At 34.5% G+C, this 17,232-nt stretch carries 12 protein-coding genes and 3 pseudogenes; 12 read left to right on the top strand and 3 right to left on the bottom strand.

The window, feature by feature from the left end; translation table 11 throughout:
• The first annotated feature begins 2 nt into the window (after positions 1 to 2).
• From bamA to surE, 7 genes and pseudogenes are all read left to right on the top strand, one after another.
• Positions 3 to 2,340 (top strand): annotated as a pseudogene (bamA, locus tag OM966_RS07265) (outer membrane protein assembly factor BamA).
• Positions 2,341 to 2,892 (top strand): OmpH/Skp family outer membrane protein, encoded by a 552-nt coding sequence (locus OM966_RS05865; protein WP_264329191.1) that lies wholly within the window; start codon positions 2,341 to 2,343, stop codon positions 2,890 to 2,892.
• Between the two features lie 4 nt (positions 2,893 to 2,896).
• Positions 2,897 to 3,337: a 3-hydroxyacyl-ACP dehydratase FabZ gene (gene fabZ / locus OM966_RS05860; protein WP_253309601.1), complete on the top strand. Its 441-nt coding sequence runs from the start codon at positions 2,897 to 2,899 to the stop codon at positions 3,335 to 3,337.
• A gap of 29 nt (positions 3,338 to 3,366) precedes the next feature.
• Positions 3,367 to 6,336 (top strand): WPE palindromic element domain-containing protein, encoded by a 2,970-nt coding sequence (locus tag OM966_RS05855; RefSeq protein ID WP_264329190.1) that lies wholly within the window; start codon positions 3,367 to 3,369, stop codon positions 6,334 to 6,336.
• A 303-nt stretch (positions 6,337 to 6,639) separates the two neighbouring features.
• Positions 6,640 to 8,199, top strand: a complete 1,560-nt coding sequence (locus OM966_RS05850; RefSeq protein WP_264329189.1) for a proton-conducting transporter transmembrane domain-containing protein — start codon at positions 6,640 to 6,642, stop codon at positions 8,197 to 8,199.
• Positions 8,184 to 9,527, top strand: a complete 1,344-nt coding sequence (gene ffh / locus OM966_RS05845) for a signal recognition particle protein (RefSeq protein ID WP_264329188.1) — start codon at positions 8,184 to 8,186, stop codon at positions 9,525 to 9,527. Before OM966_RS05850 ends, ffh begins: the two co-directional genes overlap by 16 nt.
• A 204-nt stretch (positions 9,528 to 9,731) precedes the next feature.
• Positions 9,732 to 10,484, top strand: a complete 753-nt coding sequence (gene surE / locus OM966_RS05840) for a 5'/3'-nucleotidase SurE (RefSeq protein WP_264329187.1) — start codon at positions 9,732 to 9,734, stop codon at positions 10,482 to 10,484.
• Between the two features lie 20 nt (positions 10,485 to 10,504).
• Here the strand turns inward: surE and hisS are convergent, their stop codons facing one another.
• Positions 10,505 to 11,731 carry a histidine--tRNA ligase gene (gene hisS / locus OM966_RS05835; protein WP_264329186.1) on the bottom strand — a complete coding sequence of 409 codons (1,227 nt, stop codon included), beginning with the start codon at positions 11,729 to 11,731 and terminating at the stop codon, positions 10,505 to 10,507.
• Complete coding sequence (locus tag OM966_RS05830; RefSeq protein WP_264329185.1) at positions 11,728 to 12,300, bottom strand: NifU family protein; 573 nt, start codon at positions 12,298 to 12,300, stop codon at positions 11,728 to 11,730. The genes hisS and OM966_RS05830 overlap by 4 nt, the downstream gene beginning before the upstream one ends.
• Positions 12,301 to 12,469: 169 nt before the next feature.
• Here OM966_RS05830 and OM966_RS05825 point away from each other — a divergent pair, with 169 nt between their 5' ends.
• From OM966_RS05825 to OM966_RS05810, 4 genes and pseudogenes are all read left to right on the top strand, one after another.
• Positions 12,470 to 12,721 (top strand): DnaJ domain-containing protein, encoded by a 252-nt coding sequence (locus OM966_RS05825; protein ID WP_264329184.1) that lies wholly within the window; start codon positions 12,470 to 12,472, stop codon positions 12,719 to 12,721.
• Positions 12,722 to 12,831: 110 nt separating this feature from the next.
• The gene (locus OM966_RS05820) at positions 12,832 to 14,034 is read left to right on the top strand and encodes a cytochrome b (protein ID WP_264329392.1); all 1,203 of its coding nucleotides are present in this window, start codon (positions 12,832 to 12,834) and stop codon (positions 14,032 to 14,034) included.
• A pseudogene (locus tag OM966_RS05815) lies at positions 14,034 to 14,796 on the top strand (cytochrome c1). The gene OM966_RS05820 and the pseudogene OM966_RS05815 overlap by 1 nt, the downstream one beginning before the upstream one ends.
• 598 nt (positions 14,797 to 15,394) lie before the next feature.
• Positions 15,395 to 15,550 carry a hypothetical protein gene (locus OM966_RS05810; protein WP_264329183.1) on the top strand — a complete coding sequence of 52 codons (156 nt, stop codon included), beginning with the start codon at positions 15,395 to 15,397 and terminating at the stop codon, positions 15,548 to 15,550.
• A gap of 103 nt (positions 15,551 to 15,653) precedes the next feature.
• Here OM966_RS05810 and OM966_RS05805 read toward each other — a convergent pair whose 3' ends face one another.
• Positions 15,654 to 16,838: an ankyrin repeat domain-containing protein gene (locus OM966_RS05805; RefSeq protein WP_264329182.1), complete on the bottom strand. Its 1,185-nt coding sequence runs from the start codon at positions 16,836 to 16,838 to the stop codon at positions 15,654 to 15,656.
• 256 nt (positions 16,839 to 17,094) lie between these two features.
• Between OM966_RS05805 and OM966_RS05800 the strand changes: the two are divergent.
• Positions 17,095 to 17,172 (top strand): annotated as a pseudogene (locus tag OM966_RS05800) (head decoration protein); the annotation flags it as partial.
• Positions 17,173 to 17,232: the final 60 nt, after the last annotated feature.

The following is a 17,232-nucleotide window of genomic DNA, read 5'->3' as shown; positions in this document are numbered from 1 at the left end:
ATATGAAAAAGCTATTTTACATACTAATAGTAATTTTTATCTCCTTTCCCGCTCTACTTGTTGCTTTAGAAAATAAGGAAAAAGTACAGATAAAAGATATCAAATGCATTGGCAATGAGCGAGTAAGCAATCAAACAATAGGGTTTTATATAAAGTTAGAACCTGGTAGCTATGTAGACGACGATGATATAGATTCGATTATAAAAGGTTTATATAAAACAAAGTTGTTTGCTAGTGTTAACGCTTATATCGATGATAAAAAAAATTTAGTAGTAAAAATTCAAGAAAATCCACTAATTAACAAGATAATATTAAAGGGTAATAAATTATTTAACAGCAAAGAGCTGCTAAATAATGTAATTCAATCAAAATCGCTAACTGTTTTCACTGAAACAAAATTGCAAAACGATTTAATGGATTTAATCACTACTTATAGAAATAATGGTAAGGTTGGTGTTAACGTTGCATATGAGCTGAATAAGCTTGATAGTAATAGGGTCAATCTAATTTTTAAAATAAAAGAAGGTAAAACCTCTAAAATTAAGGATATAAGATTTATAGGTAACAAAAACTTTTCTGAAAACGAGCTAGAGCAAGCTATTAAAGTGCATAGTAATGACATATTTAGTAAGTTATTTAGAGCCATGTTTAAGGGCGGAACTCGTTATTCACCACAATATTTATTGATTAACACAGAATTGCTCGATCGTTTTTATTCGTCTAAGGGATATATTCAAAATAATATTCAACCGATTGTTGAGGTTAATAATAACAATCAGATAGAATTGACTTTTTTGATTGACGAAGGACAGCAATATTTGTTTGGAAATAATGAGGTTAATATTGAAACTGAAATTCAGGATTTAAGCCTAAAAGAAGAAATATTGGACTTTATAACAGAGGAAAACGATAAGATATTTAATAGAGTTAAAATTAATAATACAGTAGAAAAAATAAACAAGTATTTAAATGAGAAAGGATATATATTTGCAAAAGTTAATCCAGAGTATGCACAACGTGACAATGTTGTAGATGTGACCTACAGAGTGCTGCCGGGTAAAAAGATTTATATAAATCAAATTACAATTGATGGTAACGATCGCACTTTAGATAAGGTGATCAGAAGTAAGCTAAGTGTAGCAGAAGGTGATGCATACAATATATCTGAGATTCAAAAATCACGTAAAAAAACTAATGAGTAGTGATTTTTTTGAAATAGTGAAAGTAAATAGTTACGCAGTTAATGACAATGCAGTAAATCTTGACTTAAATGTTAAAGAAAAAAGAACTGCCTCATTATCTTTAGCAGGAGGTATGTCCTTTCCTGGCGGAGCATTTGTAAAAACTGATTTCACAGATCGTAATTTATTTGGCAGTGGTAAAGAGCTCTCTTTTGCTCTTGAAAAAAATAAATATTCACTTTCTACTAATGTAGAGGTTGTTGAGAATAATTTCAACGATTCTGATACATCACTAGGTGTGGGCGTATTTTATGAAAAACAAGATAAACCACACACTAGCTTCGACAGTTGTGACATGGGATTTTCAACAAAATTATCATACAAAGTTATAGAAAGCTTAACTAATTCCATTCGCTACTCTTACAAGTATAACCGTATACACATGGATAATAAGGGTAGAAAAGACAATGACATCTCTGATATAATAAAGGGGCAAGGAGGTGAACATCAGATTTCATCAGTAGGATACACATTGGCATATAATAAACTGGATAATCTTTATGCTCCAAAAGAAGGATATTTATTGCGTATAAGTCAGGATATTTCAGGATTGGGAGGAAATGTAAACTTCCTAAAATCTGAGTTCTTGTCTTTTTACACGCATCCTATATTAAGTAAAATTGACGATAGCATAATACTACGCTTTAAGATGGCAGCAGGTCATATTTTTTCTTATACCGATGAAGATCTAAACATTGGCCAGCACTTTTTTAAAGGGGGTAATGAGATTAGAGGGTTTGACCTTTCCGGCATTGGACCAAGAGCAGAAGACAAAAATAAAAGCTCATTGGGAGGCAAAACTTATTTTAATTTAACACAGCAAGTAGATTTCCCACTACCAAAACTATATGACTATGCTGGTATCAAAGGCTCATTATTTGTTGACTATGCAACACTTTTTGGCTTAGATGATAAAAATGAGAAATATAAAGATCCATATAATGATAGTAAGCTTATAAGAGTGTCACCAGGTTTTGGCTTTTCAATGCCTTCTCCTTTTGGTAGACTTAGATTAGATTTTGGGTTTCCTTTAGTAAGGGAATCTTATGATATAATACCATCACCAAATGTTAAATTTTCTATTGAAGCGGGGATTTGAATGAAATATATACAGTTATTTATATCGGTTATTGCCTTAATTATTTCCTTATTTGTGGGGTATAAGTTTGCAGGATATCAACCTCAGAACACAAAGGCTGCCATTATTGATAGTGATAAAGTTATCAATGAATCTCTTGCTCTGCGAAACATACAACAACAAATAAAAGAGCAGAATTCTAGATTACAACAAGAATTTGAAAGTGAGTTAGAAAAATTTAAGCCATCAAAAGAAGAATTTGAACTTTTGTCAGAAGAAGCAAAAAAGGAAAAGACAGAACAGTTTAATAAGCATACTGTAAATGCTAGAGATGCTTACGCTAAAAAAATGTTGTATTTAGAAGAAAGTTATAGAGATGCAGTAGAGAGTGTTTTTAATAAGATAAAAGAAGTTGCTAAAAAAACGGCAGAAAAAAACAACATAGATTTAGTACTATTTATTTCAAAAAAGAACCAAGTTTTATACTCTATGGATGAAGTTGATTTATCGGATATGGTATTAAACAATATAAACAAGGAAATACCTGAATTTTCTTTAAAAGGCATTGAGTAGGCTTATGCAATTTAATATCAGTGATATTATAAAAATACTACCACATTCTTATCCGTTTCTCTTAGTAGATAGGGTTATAGAGTGTGATCCTGGTAAAAGTATAAAAGCAATCAAAAATGTGACTTTTAATGAGCCATTTTTTATTGGTCATTTCCCTGGTCATCCAATAATGCCAGGAGTCTTGATAATTGAATCTCTAGCTCAAGCATCTGCTATATGTGTTCTTGGTAAAGAAAGTCAAGGTACAATAGAAAACAAAGCTATTTACTTTATGTCTATTGAAAATGCAAAATTCAGAAAGCCAGTCACTCCAGGGGACACACTGATTCTGCAAGCTAATGTTAAAAACGCACGTTTAAGTGCATGTAAATTTGAGTGTATTGCGTGTGTTGGTGAAGAAAAGGTTGCAGAAGCAACGATTTTAGCTATGCTACAAAATACGTAATATACAAAAGACAGTGTGCATACTGTATAATGCAGCTTAATATCTCATTTTCAAGTTTATATACTCGCAGTGGATTAATAAAATTGGATGAGACATTTTTGAATTATATTAAATCATGTGATGAAAGCTTGTTTTGTTCATTAATTGAAGCAAGGGAAAATCAGATTGGTGATAGCCAGTTAATAATAGACCTCTCATATTTATTTGACGAGTTCATTGCAAAACTTTTCAACATTGAAAAAGAAATAGAAGAGCTAAAGAAAAAACACAATGACTTTGCTGTGATATATAAATGCAAAAGGTTATTTGTCCAACGCTACGCATTGAAGAAATACATTAATGTGGCGAATATAGATATTACTAACAAACTAAGTCATTTTCTCACTTTGCCAACAACAGAAAAAAATTTTGCCGAGCAGGTGATGCATTGGTTTGAAGATAAAGAAAATCACAAAGAAGAAATAGAACTTGCGGCACAATATGCAGTATGGAGAGTAAAAAATAAACAGAGTATATTATTTAGTATTCATAAAAAAATCGACCACGAAAACCTCATGCCATTTTCTAAAAAAGAAGTGGACAAAGTTGAAGTGCTGTATTCAAATGAAGTAAAAAGACGATATGGTTTTGATCTAACAAGCAAAAAGGTGAGTTTGAACAAAGCATTAGATAACGCTCACTACTGCATATTCTGTCATAAGCAAAATAAGGACAGCTGCTCAAAGGGGCTAATTAATAACGACAATACTTTTAAACAGTCCCCACTAAAAGTTGAGCTGCATGGCTGTCCGCTAGAACAGAAAATATCAGAAATGAATCTGGTGAAAAGCGAAGGTTACAGCACAGCAAGCCTTGCAATTGTGATGATAGATAACCCATTATGTGCGGCTACTGGGCACAGAATATGCAATGACTGCATGAACTCGTGCATATATCAGAAACAAGAACCCGTGAATGTGCCAATGATTGAAACAAGGATTTTGGATGATGTGCTTAGTTTACCGTACGGATTTGAAATATATTCTCTGCTCAGCCGTTGGAATCCTTTAAATTTTCAGCGTTCATTGCCAAGAGAAAACACCGGAAAAAACGTTCTAGTTGTAGGCCTTGGTCCTGCTGGTTTTAATTTAGCTCATCATTTGTTGAATGATGGGCATAACGTTATCGCCATTGATGGACTAAAGATTGAACCTTTAATCGATAATTTCCAGCTAATTAAAGATTTTGAACACGAAAAATTGAGTGAACGCACGGCAGGTGGGTTTGGTGGAGTGGCAGAATATGGCATTACTTCTAGGTGGGATAAAAATTACTTAAAGATTATTAGATTACTGCTGGAAAGACGTGAGAATTTCGCACTTTATGGGGGCATTCGTTTTGGTGGCACGATTAATGTTGATGATGCTTTCAACTTGGGTTTTGATCACATCGCACTAGCACTTGGCTCTGGCAAGCAACGAATGATCAAAATAAAGAATATACTAGCTCGTGGAGTGCGTATGGCATCTGACTTTCTTATGTCGTTACAGCTGACTGGCGCTCTTAAATTTGATTCTATAGCAAATCTGCAAGTTCGTATGCCGATAGTTGTCATAGGTGCGGGGCTTACTGCGATTGACACTGCCACTGAAGCTTTAGCGTATTATCCAATTCAAGCAGAAAAATTTCTTCTTCGTTATGAGATATTAGTTGATAAGTATGGAAAGGACTGTGTTGAAAAGGATTGGACAGAGGAAGAGCGCGAAATTGCGAATGAGTTTATATCGCACGCACAATTGATCCGAGAAAAGCAAAAGTTAGCAAAAAAAGAGAGGAGAGAAATAAAAATATTAGAGTTAATGCAGAGTTTGGGGGGAGTGAAAGTTGTATATAGAAAAGAGCTAAAAGATTCGCCAAGTTATCGATTAAATGGTGAAGAGGTGCAAAATGCACTGTCAGAAGGGATTTACTTTATTGAAAACTTAGAGCCAGTTGAAGTTGTGACGGATAAATATAATCATGCTGAATCAATAAAACTAATAGACACAAAATCCGGCGAAATCAAATGCATGAAAGCACGTTCTATTTTTATAGCAGCAGGTACTGAGCCAAATACAGTTATTGCAACAGAAGATAAAAAGCATTTTAAATTAAGCAATGGGTATTTTACTCATTTGAATTCATCAGGAAAAGAAATAGATCCAATATTTTCTCCTAAGATGCAGAATAAAGACAGAATATTAGTATATAAGCAAGGCAATAAAACAATTAGCTTTTTTGGTGATCTTCATCCTTCGTATAGCGGCAGCGTCGTGAAAGCTATGGCAAGCGCTAAGAATGGTTACCCTATCATTTCTCAGCTTTTGAATAGAGTTAATAGCTTCATTTCTGCCACTCCAGCTAGAATCTCGGAGTCATATGCACAATTGTATGAATGTTGTAATGTAAGAGTAACTTTCACCAAAAAAGATGTTATTCCAGTGCCCAGACACTGGGATCCAGAAAACTTAATTTTGAATGAGTACACCAGATGGTTGTATAGTCAGAACTGGATTCCAGTGTCAGCTACTTGCATGACACCACCTGCTATGCGAATTACCTACAAATTGCAGCATTTGTACACTAAAGCGTCACGCGCTGGAATAATATCAGAACACCTGGCTAATAAAGAATTTTTCAATAAAATCAAAGAGCAATTCACTGCAAAGGTTATAAAAGTTCAATATTTAACAGACAAAGTTGTGGAAATAGTGATCAAAGCACCACTTGCGGCAAAGAATTTTAAACCTGGACAATTCTTTAGGTTGCAAAATTTTGAAACCAATAGCAGAAAAACCAATAATACAAGCCTTGCTATGGAAGGTATAGCCGTAACCGGCACTGAAGTAGACAAAAAAAAAGGAATTATTTCCACTATTTTGCTTGAAACTGGCGGTTCCACTAATTTATGTAAATGTTTTAAAGAAGGTGAACAAGTAATTCTTATGGGTCCAACTGGCAGCCCTACTGAGGTTTACTAAGTCTGGATATTAAAGTGATGCCAAATTTTATTTCAAAAAGTAAATAATTTACTAACGCTCGTGCACAAATTAAAAATAAATTATGCACGAGTGTAGAATTGTGAATTAAGAATGCTATATTAAAGCTTACCTCACTATTAAAGCTATCGGTCAGATTAGATTAAAAACCTAATCTGACCGGTTTCTCTATAACCTTCTAAACTCTGATATAATTATATGATAATTAGTTTAATTAGTGGTTAATATGCAAATTGATTTTATTCATATATTGAGATAGCATAAACCATATTGGTTTAAATTATTGTGCAACTTTATAAATCGTCACTGTTACTTCTACTGACTGTATTAATAGTTATAGTCCTAAAATTACCTGAAAATTTGAGCATTGCAGTAAATTGGTCTCTCCCAATTCTGGATTTTGATTTATCTTTTCGTATCATACTAATATCTTTTTTATCAGTTGCATTTTTAGCTGTTCTACCAGCACAAAATTTGACTTTTTCAGAGATGCTATCTTTTGCTGCTTACACTATTAGTTCACTTTATGCAGTTTTATCTGAACATATGATATTGGTTATAATATTCTGTGAATTAATGACCGTCAGTGCATTTTTTACTATCGCAGCTGGCTGTAGAGATAGTGGACCTGCAATAAGGTATGCTTGTGTACACTTTTTCGTTGGAGTTATATTAACAGCAGGATTGGCACTGCAAAGTACTAACCTGATAATTTTAGGTTTATTGATAAACTGCGCTTGTTTCCCTTTTTCGTTTTGGGTTGTTGATGCATATCCTGCTGCATCGCTACATGGCACTACATATCTCTCTTTATTTACCACTAAAGTCTCTTTTTTAGTGATGCTTTTACACACTTATAACCTATGGCAAGATTGTACTGAAATATTAGCGCTTGTAGGCGCCATCACTGCAATTTACAGCATTATATTTGCTTCTCTTGAGCAAAATATTCGTAGATTTTTATGCTATAATATTGTAGGACAAATGGGCTTGCTGATTATTGCAGGAGGTTTACTCAGCCCTTCGGAAAAGGCAATACCAATTTTGATACTGCATATAATCTTCTCTCTTGTTTATCAATCATTATTGTTTGTGGTCAGCAATTCGATTATTTCACGAACAAAAACAATTAGTTTTAATGGAGTAGGTAAACTGATGTCAGTGGAAGGCATGTGTGCTATAATCGCAATACTTACAATGGCTGCATTTCCTGGAACCGCTGGATTTATCAGTAAATCATATATCACAGCTGAAATTGAAATGAACACTGTTGCCTTAAAAGGGTATAAAAATTTATATAAGGTTCTAAATTTGCTGCTTCATTTAAGTGTGGGGCTAAAGGTTGTGACTTACTTATTTATTGCAAAAAGTAAGTCACAACCTTTAGCAGAGAGGGGGGGCAAAATGACTATGATCATTTTAGCATTTATATGCGTAATCACTGGCAATCCTTACTTACCTATTTACAATAAATCTTCGATTTTCGATTTTGTGTACAACACAAAAAATATTTTGTCGCAATTTAATTTGTTATTATGTACCACTTTATTGTTTATTCCTTTACGCAAGTTATTTTACCCGAGAATAAATTTTAAAATGGATGTTGAGTGGACTTTTAGAGCTTTCATACCCTATATTGTCTTGCTGTTCAATCAGTTAGTCTCTAAAACTAGAGAAATGTTTGCCAGCATAGTGCAAAACTTGACTAATTCACTTGCTGGTTTATACTTTAATAATATTACTAAACTAAAAGAAGTGCTGGATTATAACTCAGTGAGTTTTGTTTCAGCTTCTTCTCTCTTTTTAATGAGTATTCTACTAACGCTATTATGTTTAAATCGTTAACTGAAAGTTTAAATTCTGTATTTAGTAAACTGAGAGGAAAGTCAATCATTTCTGAAGATGATTTTAATCTTGCCATACGTGAAATACGTATAGCTTTAATTGAAGCTGACGTTTCACTTGAAGTTGCGAAAAAATTCATCAATGACATTAAAGATAAAGTGATTGGGGAAAAAGTCATAAAAAGTGTTTCTCCAGCACAAATGATAATTAAAATTGTGCAGGATAATTTAGTTGCAGTTCTCGGATCAGAGAAAAGTGACTTAAATCTAGCAGTTAAACCCCCTGCTGTGATTATGATGGTGGGCTTACAAGGTGCAGGTAAAACAACTACCTCAGGAAAGCTTGCTTTAAAGCTAAAAAAGCAAAAGAAAAAAGTGATGCTTGCCTCTTTAGACATTTATAGGCCGGCTGCCCAGAAACAACTTGAGGTGCTGGGTAAACAAATAGACGTACAAACTTTATCTATAGTAATAAATGAGGGGCCTATTGCAATTACAAAAAGGGCACTGGCAACAGCAAAGAACGATAATTGTGATGTATTAATACTAGATACCGCAGGCAGGCTTCATATTGATAATAATATGATGAATGAGTTGAAAGCCATAAAGGAAATAGCTTCACCTGCAGAAGTTATTTTAGTAGCCGACGCAATGATAGGCCAGGATGCGGTCAACATTGCCAAATCATTCAATGAGGCAATAGGTGTAACCGGCATTATTCTTACCCGTGTTGATGGTGATGCACGTGGTGGTGCTGCTCTTTCTATGAAAATGATCGCCGATTGTCCAATTAAATTTATTGCTTGTGGTGAAAAATTAAGTGACCTCGATGATTTTTACCCCGATAGAATTGCAAAAAGGATACTTAGCATGGGTGATGTTGTCTCATTGGTTGAAAAAGCTGCTGAGATTGTTGGTCAGGAAGAAATTGATAAGTTACAAAAGAAAGTAAAAAAGGGTAAATTCGACCTAAACGACCTAGTGGGAATGTTAAAAACTCTCAATAAAATGGATGGTATTAGCAACATAATGAAATTCATTCCTAGTTCATTCACAAAAAAGCTAAGTAGCAGTGTGCCAGATGACAATAAAGTGAAAAAATATATAGCTATCATAAACTCAATGACTGAAAAAGAAAGGCAAAATCCAGATATTTTAAATGGCAAAAGAAGACTTAGAATTTCTAAGGGGTCCGGAACAAGTGTAACTGAAGTTAATCTTCTGATTAAGCAGTATAATCAAATGAGCTCTGTGGTAAATAAGTTCAGTAAAGTTGACCATAGTAAACTCAAAGAATCTGATTTGATGGATATGCTAAGCAGAAAGTAAGTCAGCAGGTAGTGGAATAAGACGATTGTCAGTAAACCTTTAGCTATATACTTTCCAACCTGTTTTCACTCCTAATCTTTTCTTATTGATTTACAGCAGGTTCTTTGTTACAGTTTGTAGTTATGCAAAGAAACCTAAAGCCTTATGAGTTTATTTACAGTCAGTGATTTACATAATTTGGAACTGTATAGCTGAGTATTGTATATGATAATATTGATAACAAACGATGATGGCTTTGGAAGTGAAGGAATAAAATTACTCAAAGAGATTGCACGGAATTTTGCGTCAGAAATATGGATAGTGGCACCAGATACTGATAGAAGCGGGGCTGCAAGATCTCTTGATTATCCAGTGAAACAATCTATTGGAATAAACCAACATAGTGAAAGGGAATTTAGTGTGTCTGGTACTCCTGCAGATTGTGTCATTATTGCGCTAAATAAAGTTATGAATAAAAAACCAGACTTAATATTGTCCGGAGTAAATATTGGATCAAATGTCGGGGACGATATTTGTTATTCAGGAACAATTGGTGCTGTAATGGAAGGTGCTGCAAGGTCTATACCTTCTATTGCGCTGAGCCAAGTTTATCATGATAAAATAGACTGGCACAATACAAAGGTTTTTGCACCAAAGGTTATTGCCAAGCTAGTTAAGGTTGGTTGGCCTAAAAACATAGTGATGAGTGTAAATTTTCCTGCTACGGAAAAAGTAAAAGGAGTAGAATTTGCTGAACAAGGTGAATATAACATTGATGGGGATTTAACTTTTACTGAAAATTCGAATGGCTTTTTTAGCTTAAATTGGTCTCGAGAGCACTCAGGCAGTGGTAGTGTAAATAAAATAAAAGGAGGATTTATTACTATTACACCAGTAAAATTAGATTTTACAGATTATGATACATTGAATGCTATGAAAAATTCTTGTGCAGACGAATTTTCTTCTATAGCTGACTAAGAAAAACATTTGCATTGCTCCTAATTGATGTTTTCTATTGTGTTATCGCGAGCAATTATTTTTTCTTCACCTGTATCCATGTTTTTAATCTTTAAAGTTTTACTACTCAATTCTTCATCGCCAAAGATTAAAGCAGCTTTAGCATTTGCTTGATTTGCTTTTTTCATTCGGTTTTTAAGTGCTCCGCTATATTCGTAGACTACATGTAAACCATTTCTGCGCAATTCATTCGCAAGTGTTAGAGCATGTTCATCAGCCTCTCTGCCGATCGGAATTAGGTAAATAGGTCGCTCTTCTTCCGGAGAATAATTGATTAACTCCATTATGCGTTCAATACCTCCTGCAAATCCTATCGCTGGAGTATGTTTTCCACCTACTGAAGATACTAGATTATCGTATCTTCCACCGGCAAAAACTGCCCCTTGTGCACCTAAATCTTCTGTGATAAATTCAAATACTGTGTGACAATAATAGTCTAGACCTCGAACTAATTTGCTATTTACAGTGTAAGGTATGCCAAGAGCTTGCAGTCCATTTAACACCTGGTCAAAGAAATATGAAGATTCTTTTGTATAGTGATCACTGATTTTAGGCGCATCAGAAATTATTGATTTATCTTTCTCATCCTTAGAATCCAGTATTCTGAGTGGATTTTTGATCAACCTATTTTTGCTATCTTCTGATAGATCATTTTGATACTTTGTAAAGTATAAGATCAAAGCTTCTCTATACTTAGTTATTGTTTCACCATCACCTAAAGAGTTGATTTCCAGCTTTACATTTTTATTGATGCTAAATTCAGTTAGTAAGTGCTGAGCGAGTGATATCAATTCAACATCGGCTTTTGAATCTTCTACACCAAAAACCTCAAAATTTATCTGATGAAATTGCCTCTGTCTTCCCTTTTGCGGTCTTTCGTAACGAAATGCAGGCCCTGTTGAAAATAATTTTATCGGCGTTTGCAGTTTTTTTTCAATTAATAGCCTAACAACCGCTGCAGTGAACTCAGGACGTAAAGTTATGCTCTTTCCCCCTTTATCATTAAAGGTGTACATCTCTTTAGTGATGATGTCTGAGCTATCACCTAAAGTCTTTGTGAAAACTTCCGTATATTCAAATATCGGAGTTTGAGCAGGCAAAAAGCCATATAGACTTGAGATTCTGCTTGCTGTTTGCTCTATGTGTTTAGACTTGTACCATTCATCAAACAGGAGATCTTTTGTTCCTCTAACCGTTTGATTAGTCATAGTGTGGTCTCTATACCTGCAACCTCTGGTATGTGGTAGCTCAGCATATTCTGCACTCCTTGCTTTAAAGTAATTGCAGCACTTGGGCATCCAGAGCAAGCTCCTTGTAACTCAACATAAACTATCCCGTCTTTATAACCACGAAATTTGATATCGCCACCATCTTGAGCAACTGCAGGTTTGATATAACTTTCCATCAATTCTTTTATTCTATTTACAATTTCTATATCATTTTTATCAAAAAATTCTTCATCTGGTATATTATTATCATTTACTCCTTCTTTATCTAGTGCTTTTCCACCTGAAGTAAAGTGATCCATGATTGTAGTTAAAATTTCTACTTTTAATGTATCCCAATTAATTCCACACAATTTTGTTACTGAAATAAAATCATGACCAAAAAACACTCTTACCACATGTTCTATTTGAAAAAGATTTGCTGCTAACTTGGAGTTTTTTATTTCATCTGCATTTGAAAAATCAGCCGTTTCTCCTTCGTTTAGAATTGCAAATCCAGGGAGAAATTTCAGTGTGTTTGGATTTGGTGTTTCTTCAATCTGGATGAACATGTTATTTACCATGACAATTATAATTGTTACTATTTAATCATAAAATGATAAAAAAATATACATGTCATTCATCTTTTTTCTTTTTTTAGTATTCATAGTAATTACATTTGTCTTGCCTAGCGTTGTTGTATTTTTTCTTTTCCTGACAAAAAAAAATAACATAAGTTTCATGATGAACTCTATATTGAGTAAGTTTTTGAACGAATTTAATAGCAGTAGAAGTTATACTGAAAATTACACTGGTGATAACATGTCCAAAGATGAAGCATTAAAGATACTGGGGCTGAATCCTGAGGCAAGTCAAAATGAAATTAATAAAGCATATCAAAATTTAATGAAATTAGTTCACCCAGATAAAGGAGGCTCAGAGTATTTTGCACAAAAATTAAATGCGGCACGTGATAGGTTGCTGAAGAGGTAGTAATTAATATCGCTTTAAACTTTTTATTTGTGTGTAAAGGATAAGTTGTTACAATAAAACGAGTTAAAGGTAGAGAAAGCTTTAAGTTATGCAGAAAAAAAAAAACAACGATAGAAGAAGAAAAAGGCATATTAGGGTGGATAGAATATAGATTGCCTATATTTTCTTTTTTGAAACACACTGCTTCTTACCAAGTGCCAAAAAACTTAAATTATGCTTGGAACTTTGGCTCTTTAGCTGGTGTAGCGCTAATTTTACAAATAATAACAGGTATATTTCTTGCTATGCACTACACTCCACATGTTGATTATGCGTTTAATAGTGTAGAGCGCATAATGCGAGATGTGAATTACGGGTGGTTAATACGCTACACTCACGCTGTTGGAGCATCGCTCTTCTTTATGGTAGTCTATGTTCATATAATGCGTGGGTTATATTACGGATCTTACAAGAGGCCACGAGAGATGGTGTGGTTTGTTGGTATATTTATATTTTTTGCAATGATGGCAACTGCCTTTATGGGATATGTATTGCCTTGGGGACAAATGAGTTTCTGGGGTGCAACAGTTATAACCAATTTATTTTCTGCTATACCTTTAGTTGGCAATAAAATAGTTATATGGTTATGGGGTGGTTTTTCAGTGGATAACCCAACACTTAACCGTTTTTTCGCTCTGCATTATCTTCTGCCTTTTGTTATTATTGCTTTAGCTATGCTTCATGTGATAGCTCTGCATAGGTTTGGCTCTGGTAACCCAAGTGGAGTGGAGGTAAGATCAGATAAGGATACCATTCCTCTCTATCCTTATTATATAGTCAAGGATTGCATAACTTTTGGTCTGTTTTTTGTAGTTTTGTTTGCATTTGTTTTCTATGCTCCTAATTATCTTGGACATCCAGACAATTATATAGAAGCTGATTCTATGGTCACTCCGGTACATATAGTGCCAGAGTGGTACTTTTTACCTTTTTATGCAATGCTACGTTCAATTCCAGATAAACTTACTGGTGTGCTTACCATGTTTGCGTCTATTTTAGTTTGGTTTTTGTTACCTTGGCTTGATAAATCAAAAGTTAAAAGTGGTGCTTATCGCCCGGTATTCAAGAAATTTTTTTGGGTTTTCGCAATAAATTTTGCACTTCTTGCCTGGCTTGGAGGACAAGAGGTGAAAGAGCCTTACATCACTATGAGTAGGCTATCCACTCTTTATTATTTTGCATACTTTGTGATAATTTTACCGCTTCTTAGTAAATATGAAAAGCCAAAAGAACCACCAAAAACCTTAAGTGATTCTGTGCCGGAGATGAAGTAATGCTGATGAGAAATATATTAGCTATACTCTGCATATTGTTTCTTGCTAATTTTGTGTATGCAGAAGAATTCAAGCCATCACCAAATAAAAAAAATGGACTGGAAATTTGATGGAATTACTGGATCTTTCGATAGAGAGTCAATTCAACGAGGCTATAAAGTGTATAAAGAAGTCTGTGCTGCTTGTCATTCAATGAATAGGATAGCATTTCGTAATTTGCAAGATGTTGGTTTTTCTGAAGAAGATATAAAACAGATTACAGCTTCTTATCAAGTTAAAGATGGTCCGAATGATTTGGGTGAAATGTTCGATAGACCTGGAGTACCTTCGGATTATTTTATTGCACCTTTTGATACAAAAGAAGCAGCTGCAGCAAGCAATAATGGTGCAGTTCCACCAGACTTATCGTTAATTATTAAAGCAAGGCATGATGGTGCAAATTATGTCTATTCACTGTTAACAGGCTATCAAAACGGCGAGCACGATGAAAATGATTTATACTTCAACCCTTACTTTTCAACAGGCAGGTTAGCTATGGCGCCACCACTTTCTGAAGGAATGGTGGAATATGATGGTGCAAGAAAAGCCACAGTTGAAAATATGGCGTATGATGTGATAAATTTTTTACAATGGGCAGCAGAGCCAGAATTAGAGCGCCGGCATAAACTTGGATTAAAAGTAGTGGCGTATTTTATAATTTTAACAGTGTTTTTTGTATTAACTAACAATAGAATTTGGAGCAAGCTCTATAAAAAGAAGTGATAGTCAATTTTGCCTCAAATACAATGGTTGTCATCCAAGTAGCTAACACTGGTTCCTTTATGACGGCAGTGCCCAGAGGTGTCATGCAAGTAGCTGACAACATAGAAACGAAAAACTTACTTGACAAACTCCGCCAGCCCACTTATCATAATACTGAAGCTATTTATTTATCTTCGCAATCTCTGCAGTGGATTAATGACAAAAAAACTTAATGTATTTGGCGTAAATCATGCTTAATTTTTTGCACTATGTGTACCTCATGTCTTTATAAAACTTTTAGGTTTCTGCCTATACAAGCCGAAACGCGCTTATAAAGCGTTTAAGACAGCAAAAAACGTCAAATTGACAAGGGAGAATTTGAATACTAGCTACCCTGGGGTTTCTTTGCCTTTTTTTCTGCTTGGTAAATTTCTTAAACACTTGCGATGTAGGTTAGTTGCAAGTTAAAAGCAGCTAAATCGCTCTTAATCAAGCGTTTTAGAATAAAAAAAACGCCGATATTTAAGTACATAGTGAATAGCCAACCACCATGGGACTTCTTTTGCCTTTTTTTTCGTTTGGTAAATTTCTTAAATATTTATAGCTAAAGATTGCACGAATGTTGCAATTACAAAAGCGATCTCTACTAGGAGGATGTCATCCCAGTGCACAGAGCACTGCCATGAATGAACCAACAGGACCAGAGCCTGCGATGATAATGTTTTTCATTTTTACCTCATATGAACCACTTAACGCTAGGCTTACCACAATATGAGATATAATGCAAACAGTTTTTTTATTTAGAAATAGACTACTGTGGTGATTGCTGTGCTGCTACAAAACGCTCATGTTCTACTCTTGCCATTTTAGTACTGGGTTTAAACCGCTTCATATGTGATACGACCAGCTGCAAGTGCTGCTACTGTAACTATAGCCGCTGCACCTATTATACGTGTTGCATCTGGTGTAATGTTGCCAGTTGTGAAAAGTGTTATTGCTGCTACAGCACCCAGTAACAGTGTTGAATAACGAACAAATAGATCTTTATTGTATGCTTGTTTTAACTTCATTAAGTACCCAGTTTCACGAGGACGGTCTTGTGTGAAACCCCAATCAACACGGCTTTGCCAAGCTTGCCTTTCATACACATAATGGTCTATTGGAGTTGCACCATTGTTATCCTCTATCCAAGGGTCTGCTCCAAGTTCTACTAAGGCTAATATTGTTTTCTCTGAACCTAAATGTGCAGCTACATGTAATGGAGTCTGTCCAAGATTATCTATTATATCGATTTTTGCTCCTTTTGCTGCCAGAAACTTAATTGTGTCCACTCGAAATAGTGAAGCAGCTTTATGTAGAGGGGTATCTCCTTGTGCGTTTTGGGCATTGACATCTGCACCATTATCTATCAGAAATTCTGCTATATCTTTATCACCTGCACTGGCAGCATAATGTAAAGGAGTAGATCCCATAGAATAAGGAGGGTCACTTTTACTTTTTGCATTAACATTTGCTCCGTTTGCTACTAGTAACCTCACTATATTTATGTTTCCTGCGTAATGTAGAGGAGTATTCTCATCTTTATTACCTGCATTAACATTTGCTCCTTTTTCTATAAGTAGCTCTATCATTTCTACATTGCCTTTTTTAACAGCAAGGTATAAAGGGGTTTCTTCACTCACTTCAGTTTTTGCATTGACATTTGCTCCATTTTCCAATAAAAACTGTACCATTTCTATGTAGCCATCTTCAACAGCTTCATGCAGAGGAGTATACTTGATATCACCACTAATATTTGTACCAGCTTCTATCATAGCTTTGAGAATATTCATATAACCATTTCGAGCAGCTATACGCAGTGGGTAATCTAATGAAAACCCACTTTCTTGCCATGATTTATATTCTTTTTCGCATAGCTTATATTTGTGTTTGCAAGTATCCCATTGTGAGTACAGCTCATCCATTCTCCTTTCAAACTCTTGTTTTATCTTTTCAACTATATTAGTTGAGTCTAAGTTTTGATCATTATTTAACGTTTCTAATATTTCATATAGCAGACCCATAGTGTTCCCCCTCTTAAATCTTGTGACTAAATAATATATTATGACTATCCTGTAGAAGAGAGTCAATTAAAAAGCATTTGAGGCAAAACTTTCTACAAATTAAATTATGTAAAAAAATGTTTGCACATTATGTAATTGTTCAATATAAATGGCATTAATTGTCAAGATAAGGTGTTTTATGCAAGCTGCAGAGCAAAAAACAGAACAGCAAATATTATCAAAAGAACTAAGAGAGGATAAAAGGCTACAGTTAACAAATATAACAGAAGAGCAAAAAGCTGCAGCAATAAAGCAACTTGAAGCACGAGGAATCATCATCCGCAAGGGAGTTTAAACGCCAACTGCCTAAGTGAAGAGCAGAGCTACCAAACATCTTAAAACACACAGCATAAAG

It is taken from the genome of Wolbachia endosymbiont (group A) of Andrena hattorfiana, assembly GCF_947179565.1.
Classification (GTDB): domain Bacteria; phylum Pseudomonadota; class Alphaproteobacteria; order Rickettsiales; family Anaplasmataceae; genus Wolbachia.
Note: the sequence above shows the minus strand (reverse complement) of the source record. Positions and strands in the feature narration are given on the sequence as shown.